Consider the following 6,919-nt stretch of genomic DNA (forward strand, 5'->3'; position numbering starts at 1 on the left):
TTCCCTCAAGGCATGCACCAGCCGCCGACGGATCAGGAGAAGGAGATGTCCAAGATCGTCCGCAGACCGCCTGCCGGGTCCGCCTGCGCCCACCTGACTGAAACCTAGACACCGCGTCCGTACGGGTCGATGACGCGGAGCGAGAGGAACTCTCGCACCGCTTCCCCGGCCCAAACCGGCCGCCGCATCCCGCCTTGGCACAACCCGAAGGACCCCCATGAACCGCACCGTCGGCGACCTGATGCGGTGCAACCTCCTCGACGTCTTCAACGAACCAGACCCCGCCCGCCGCGCCGCAGCCATCGCCGAGACCTACTCCGATGACGTCGTCTGGCACGAGCCCGACCGCATCATCCGCGGCCGAACGGCTCTAGCCCGGCGCGCCGCCGAACTACGCGAGCAAACCCCGGACTGGGTCTTCCACCAGGACGGCCCCGTCTCTGTCAACGACGACCTCGGTCACCTCGGATTCCGGTTCGGCCCCGCCGGACAGCCGCCCGTCGTGACCGGAATGGACATCGCTCACTGCAAGGAGGGAGTGATCACCGAACTTTACACCTTGGTCACCTCGACCGCCGAGGACCAGGCGTCAGCTGGGACTGACGCGCAGTGAATGAATGGCCACTCGGGCATGGCAATGCTGTGCGGTGAGCCCGCGGCGCACGCTTCTGGCGGCGGGCCCCGCGTACAAAGCGCGGCTGGCACGGAAAACAGTCATCGGACCACTCCCTTAGGTTGACGGAATCAGTACTGTCGGCGTCAAACTACGGGCCACGGCTTTGGCTCGCAGGTCGAAGGCGCCGATATCGGAACGGGGCCTTCACAAATCGCGCGGTGTTAGCGGGCCAGGCTCCGGTACCCGCCGTTGACCCAGTCGGCGACGAGCCGGCCGTAGTCGCCCGCTGCTTCTTCCCAGGCGAAGTGACCGGCGTCCAGCGGATGCATCTCGCTGTTGGGCAGGAGACTGTGCAGGTACTCGCTGTTTGACCACGGCACGAGGTCATCGTGGCGGCCCGCCACGATCTGGGTGGGCGTGGTGATGGTCGGCAGCAGTTCGCGCAGCACCGGGTTCTGCTCGGGGTAGGTTCGCACAAACCGCGCCGATTCGGCGAAGCGCCCGAGGTCGTAGGCGCTGACGTAGTCCTCGTGGACCTCCGGCTCGGTGCTGCTCGGGGCGGCCGGCTCGACAGCGTAGCCAATATTCCTTCTGGCGTCGAGGGTGCGCACGTCATCCAAAGTCGGCGCTTCGATGATGTCTTTGAGCGCGCCGCCGGCGTCGATCGGAAAGCGGACCGCGCCGCCGCCGACGGTCAGGCTCCTGACACGTTCCGGAGCACGTGCAGCAAGGAAAAGGGCCGCTGCCGTGCCAACGTCCGGTCCGACGACGTGCGGCACTCCCAGTCCCCACTCATGGATCAGCCGGGCCAGGAACGCCGCGGAGCCCTCCGGAGCGATCAGCTCCGGGCGGCCATCCGAATGGCCGAACCCCGGCATGTCGATGGCGACCACCCGCCCGATTTCCGCAAGCCGGTTCCAGATCCGGCGGAACGCCCACAGACTTTCCGGCCACGGCGCCAGCAGCAGCACCGTGGTGTCCGAGTCTGCCTTGCTGTCCGCGAACCTCACCCGCACCCCGTCACAAACCCGGAAGTATGTGCTGATCGTCGAAACCGCCTCGGTACCCATCTGACGACCTTCTTCGTTGAACCGCTGACCGCCAGGACCGCCCGCCCGGCCCGTCCAAGCCACGCTGCCCGGAGCGTCCGCTGCAGCAGTTCTAGACCCCGCCGCTGAGCAGTGTCAAGACCGGAATCAGTCCGGCACAGCAAGCAGCCCACGACCGGTCAGCGGCCGGCCTGGAGACCGGGTTGTTGGTGAAGCATTTTGGCTCTGGCAGCGGAAGGGCTCCGGGTCTAGCATCCGGGTGTTACCCCATTTTTTAGAGCAGGAGGAATCCCGGTGTCTGCAGAAAAAGTGAACAACGTCGTTCTGGTGCATGGCGGTTTCGTCGACGGGTCGGGCTGGCAGGGTGTGTACGACCAGCTGACCGCAGAGGGCTATAACGTCAGTATCGTCCAGAACCCGACGGTGACCCTCGAGGACGATGTCGCCGTGACGAGGCGTGCGATCGCCAACTGTGACGGCCCTGTTGTGCTTGTTGGCCACTCCTACGGAGGGGCCGTCATCACAGAAGCTGGCAGCCACGAGAACGTCAGCGCCCTGGTCTACATCGCCGCGTTCGCACCCGACACCGGTGAATCAGTCAACACCCTCATCGCCGACCCTCCACCGGGTGCGCCTGTCCCGCCGATCCTGCCGCCGAAGGACGGGTTCCTGTTCCTGGACCGGGAAAAGTTCGCCGATTCCTTCGCTGCCGACGTGCCACCCCAACAGTCGGCATTCATGGCCGATGCGCAGGTCCCCTGGGGCGTCGGCGCCCTGCAGGGGCAGATCACCAAGGCCGCCTGGCGGGACCTGCCAAGCTGGTACCTGATCGCAACGGATGACCGGATGATCCCTCCGCCCGCGCAGAGGGCGATGTCCCAACGGGCCGGCGCAAAGGTCACTGAAGCCGCCGCGAGCCACGCCGTGTACGTCTCACAGCCCGAGGCCGTGGCCGCGCTGATCAAGGAGGCGGCCACGGCGCGCGGCTAACGTCACCGGGAGGAGGCCTGCTGCCGCATTCGCCATCTCCCGGGCTGGTCCATCGCGGAGTAGCCTTCGTGCATGAGCCTTCCCCATCGGCTCGCACGCATGTCGGGCCGCGATCCGGCCGAGCAACACCGCGCCTCAACCCCGCTCGAGCTGCTCTTCGACCTGACGTTTGTCGTAGGCTTCAGCGCGGTCTCATCGCAGGCGGCGCTGCTCCTTGAGCACGGGCACTGGCCGGCGGCGGTCACCGGGTTCGGCCTTGGAGTTTTCGCGATCAGCTGGCCGTGGGTGAACTACGCGTGGCTGGCCTCCGCATACGACAATGACGACGTCTTCTTCCGCATCGCGACACTCGTCGAGATGATCGGTGTGCTCGTGATAGCCCTGGGCCTGCCGCCCTTCTTCCGTTCCATCGACGAAGGCCGTCATGTCGATAACGGCATCATGGTGAGCGGATACGTGATCATGCGCGTCGCCGCGGTCGCCCTCTGGCTCCGCGCGGCACGGCATGATCCTGGGCACCGCCGGGCCTGCCTGGCCTACGCAGTGACCATCTCGGTGGCGCAGATCGGATGGGTGCTACTCATCCTCGCTTCGCTCCCGATCGGGGCAACGGCATGGATCATCGCCGCCCTCACCGGGGTTGAACTGGCGGGTCCCATCCTCGCCGAACGCAAGGAGGGAGGCACCCCCTGGCATCCGCACCACATCGCCGAACGGTACTCGCTGCTCGTGATCATCACCCTCGGCGAGGTTATTCTCGGCACAGTCCTGGCCATCTCGGCTGTCGTCGACCGCTCGGGCTGGTCGGCCGAAGTCGTGCTAGTCGCCTCCGGCGGCACTGCCCTGGCCTTCGCGATGTGGTGGCTGTACTTCACCGTCCCGGCAGGGAGGGTGCTGGCACGCCACCGCCGCCGCACGTTCGGTTGGAGCTACGGACACATCATCGTCTTCGCCGCCGTCGTCGGTACCGGCGCCGGCCTCCACGCCGCAGCCGAGTACATCTCCGGCGAGAGCCACATCGCTGCGACCGCGACGGTGCTCACAGTCGCCATCCCGGTGTTTCTCTTCGAGCTGACGCTCATGATGATCTACTCGTTCCTGCTCCGCACCGCCGACCGCCACCACATCTGGGTTTTCACCGCCGCCGGGCTCGTCCTTGCCTGCGCCGTGGTCGCGGTCGGCCTGGGCGCGAGCCTGGGTGCTGCCCTGCTGATCGTCGCCGCCTCCCCGGCGCTCATCATCGTCGAATACGAAGCGGTCGGCTACCGGCACGCGGAACAGGCCCTGAAACAGGCCGGAGCCTGAGACCGACCCGGCGGATGCAAGGGGGCCGGGGCGGGCGTCAATGCAGCCGTTGTTCCCAGTCCTTTGGCACCCGTGAGGCCGGCCCGGGAACGGATTGGTCCTCCGGGTGATGTGCAGGAGGCGCCAGTTCCGGGCCGTGAAAATAGGTGGAGCTGCGGTAGTCCCAGAACCAGTCCTCGCCCGGTTCGAAGCTGCGGATGAAGGGGTGCCCGGTGGAGTGGGCGTGGGCTGTGGCGTGCCGGGCGGGGGAATTGTCACAGCAGCCGACGTGGCCGCACTGGGCACAGCGGCGCAGGTGCAGCCACCAGCCGCCGGCGGCGTCGCATTCAACACAGCCCGGACCGCTGGGCGGCACCGAAACATCGATCCCTGGGGTCTCGGCCATGACCGCCTCCTCGCTTGGATCCGCGCGGAACAAGGCTAACTTTACGCCCGGCCGGACTGGCCCGGGGAGCTACAGCGGTGGCTCAGGACCCCGGTTCGCTCGATGCCACAGCCTGGCTGGATCGGTCTCAAGCGCGGTACGGTCCCACCGCCCCGCCACCGCCGCGGCGGTGTAAGTGGACTGCAGGAACCGCAGCACCTGCCGGTCGGGATCGGGTGCGCGTCGGACCGCCTCAAAGGGCAGCAGATAGAGCCCCAAATCATGGTCGTAGGCTGCCTCGAACGGTTCGACCGCGGACCCGGCAAACCCTTCGGGCTCGGGGTAGGCGTAGGAATAGAATGCGCCTTCGTCTCCGCCGCCAGGCCAAAAACCGCAGCTGCTGACCTCGTGGGAGTACCCCTCGGCCATGACCCAGTCAGCACAGTTCGGGATCGCTCCCGGGTGTCGGGGCGCCGGCCGGCCGGAGAATCTCGCGCAGGCCAGATCCATTCCTCCCCAGAAGAACTGCACGGGACTCACCTTGCCCCGGAAGAAGGACCTGAACACATTGATCAGACGGTCCGCCTGGATCAGTTGGGCCCAGTACAGCCGCACCGCTTCTTTCTCGTAGGAGGCATGCAGGTAATCCTCGGCGAACGGTATGGCCGGATCGACCTCGTTAGGCACCGCCCGGATGACCGTCCCGATCCCGAGCCGGTCCAGGGCAGCGAACGTCTCGGCATGGAATTCAGCCACCGGCTTCGGGCCCAGTCTGACGCTGGCGTCCGCACCGTTGCTGGTGCGCAGCCGCAGGACGTGCTCATGGAAGTCGAACTCCATCTCGAAAGCACCATTACTGTAAGGGATAGTGGACGTCGTCAGCCCGCGCGGGCTGACGTACAGCGTCACATGCCACCAATGGTTGAGCATCGGCGCATGAGCCATGCGGATCTTGCCAACGATCTGGGTCCACAGGTGCAGGGTGTCCCGGGTCCCGGACCAGTCCTGAACCCTGAGTTCAGGCCACCCGCCTCGCGGGCCGGTCCCTGCAGGGACTTCCATCAGGACCCTCGCTTCCGGATCATGCCCACAGCACAACACCTGCCGAACTGACAAGCCTGCACAGCATCGGCGGTCTGTCCGCTTTCAGGCTACCGCGCGTCCGATGCCCGGTCGAGGAGTGACCCAACAGGGTCAGGGTCCCCATATCGGTGGTCCAGGCCACCATAAGGAACCCATCTCAGCCCACGTACAACCGGAGTTTGCCGAGGCCGACGACCACCAAAACAGCCTCGGCAAACTCCTCAAGCTTGAGGCTTCCAGCCCGAAGCAGCCAGCCAGCCGGGGAAATCAAGAACGTCGGGCACCAGCGCGGGTTGCGGCGAAATCTGCCTGATAGCCCGGAGTTACGGCGAACCAGCGGAACATCGCAGCCTGATCCTCCGCCGAAGCGACCGCTTCCAACGGCAACGCCTCGTACCTCGCGGGAAGACCGGCGTGCTCCCCCATGGGAAACAGCTCTGCGTTCACCCTATTCGCTCGAAGCGCCGGCGGAGAACAAGCAGCCCGTCCACACCCCAGGCCCGTCCTGACGCGAGATCAGTATGGAAGCCGCCATAATCGCAGCCGATCATGCACCGATGAAGGACGATCCGGTCTATGCGGGCAAGATCCCGGTTGTGCAGAACTGGATCGGGGGCAGTGACTACTCGCCACGCGGGCCCATCCATGTCCGAGTTGGTGTCGGAGCTGATGGCTGATCTGATGACCTTTTGCAACTGGACTGCCGTTCCGATCATGACCCAGGCAGCGATCGCCCACGCCCAATTCGAATCCATCCATGCTGGAACGGCCCGTCTTCGAAGCGCACAGCGCCGCGTACGTCGCCGACGCCGAGGAGAGGTCCGTCTACGGTGCCTTGGAGCGTTTGACCAAGGCCGGGGTCATCTACCCAATCACTACCTCGCAGAGGAACCGTGCTTGGGCGGCGACAGAGGTACTCGACGAGGTGGACAGGATTAACGCCCGACTGGCACAAGGGGAGGCCGGCACCCGATCAAGGCGGTGAGCACTGGCGCGCTGCCCCGCCGAAGACTCGCCTTGTCCCAGTGGAAAGGGTGGAGTTACGTATACCCCTGGGAGCCGCCCACCTTCAGGGACATGCAAACACTGACCCACTCGAGTGGCCATTGGAGCAAAAACATGCGGGCAGGGATCTATCGATCCCTACCCGTGCTTTTGTATGTGTCAGTGGCCGTGTCCGCCTGTTTCGGTGGCGGTGATCGCGTAGTTGGCGTCGAGTTTGACGGTGGCGTGGGTTCCGTCGGACTTGGTGATGTGTGCTTCGTAGGCGGCGCTGCCGTCGTCTTCGGTGGTCATCTCGTCCACAGTGGCGCCGGAGTTGGCGGCCAGCACGGCGGCTTTGACCTTGTCGGCCGTGTCACCGGTCAGTGCGGTTTCGTTGCTGTTGCCGTGGTGTCCCCGGCCACCGGGGCCGCCCGTTTCGGTGGCGGTGATCGCGTAGTTGGCGTCGAGTTTGACGGTGGCGTGGGTTCCGTCGGACTTGGTGATGTGTGCTTCGTAGGCGGCGCTGCC

General features: G+C 65.8%; 8 protein-coding genes. 4 read left to right on the forward strand and 4 right to left on the reverse strand.

Annotation, left to right across the window (positions count from 1 at the left end; all coding sequences use genetic code 11):
• Positions 1-217: 217 nt before the first annotated feature.
• Positions 218-613 carry a nuclear transport factor 2 family protein gene (locus tag ACFRAH_RS07105; RefSeq protein ID WP_377990203.1) on the forward strand — a complete coding sequence of 132 codons (396 nt, stop codon included), beginning with the start codon at positions 218-220 and terminating at the stop codon, positions 611-613.
• Between the two features lie 224 nt (positions 614-837).
• Here ACFRAH_RS07105 and ACFRAH_RS07110 read toward each other — a convergent pair whose 3' ends face one another.
• The gene (locus tag ACFRAH_RS07110) at positions 838-1,686 is read right to left on the reverse strand and encodes an alpha/beta fold hydrolase (protein ID WP_377990204.1); all 849 of its coding nucleotides are present in this window, start codon (positions 1,684-1,686) and stop codon (positions 838-840) included.
• Positions 1,687-1,959: 273 nt separating this feature from the next.
• Between ACFRAH_RS07110 and ACFRAH_RS07115 the strand changes: the two genes are divergently transcribed.
• Both ACFRAH_RS07115 and ACFRAH_RS07120 read left to right on the forward strand, forming a co-directional pair.
• On the forward strand, positions 1,960-2,655 hold the full coding sequence (locus ACFRAH_RS07115; RefSeq protein ID WP_377990205.1) for an alpha/beta hydrolase: 696 nt from the start codon (positions 1,960-1,962) through the stop codon (positions 2,653-2,655).
• A 72-nt stretch (positions 2,656-2,727) separates the two neighbouring features.
• On the forward strand, positions 2,728-3,960 hold the full coding sequence (locus ACFRAH_RS07120; RefSeq protein ID WP_377990206.1) for a low temperature requirement protein A: 1,233 nt from the start codon (positions 2,728-2,730) through the stop codon (positions 3,958-3,960).
• A gap of 37 nt (positions 3,961-3,997) precedes the next feature.
• On the opposite strand, the gene ACFRAH_RS07125 is transcribed toward ACFRAH_RS07120, so the two are convergent.
• Together ACFRAH_RS07125 and ACFRAH_RS07130 are read right to left on the reverse strand one after the other, a co-directional pair.
• The gene (locus tag ACFRAH_RS07125; RefSeq protein WP_377990207.1) at positions 3,998-4,345 is read right to left on the reverse strand and encodes a UBP-type zinc finger domain-containing protein; all 348 of its coding nucleotides are present in this window, start codon (positions 4,343-4,345) and stop codon (positions 3,998-4,000) included.
• Between the two features lie 69 nt (positions 4,346-4,414).
• Positions 4,415-5,386, reverse strand: a complete 972-nt coding sequence (locus tag ACFRAH_RS07130; RefSeq protein WP_377990208.1) for a DUF5996 family protein — start codon at positions 5,384-5,386, stop codon at positions 4,415-4,417.
• Positions 5,387-6,164: 778 nt separating this feature from the next.
• Between ACFRAH_RS07130 and ACFRAH_RS07135 the strand changes: the two genes are divergently transcribed.
• Positions 6,165-6,392 carry a hypothetical protein gene (locus ACFRAH_RS07135; protein ID WP_377990209.1) on the forward strand — a complete coding sequence of 76 codons (228 nt, stop codon included), beginning with the start codon at positions 6,165-6,167 and terminating at the stop codon, positions 6,390-6,392.
• 179 nt (positions 6,393-6,571) lie between these two features.
• On the opposite strand, the gene ACFRAH_RS07140 is transcribed toward ACFRAH_RS07135, so the two are convergent.
• The coding region (locus ACFRAH_RS07140; protein WP_377990210.1) for a PepSY domain-containing protein at positions 6,572-6,919 on the reverse strand (348 nt) is incomplete at its 5' end.

Source organism: Arthrobacter sp. NPDC056727 (assembly GCF_042790555.1).
Lineage (GTDB): Bacteria > Actinomycetota > Actinomycetes > Actinomycetales > Micrococcaceae > Arthrobacter.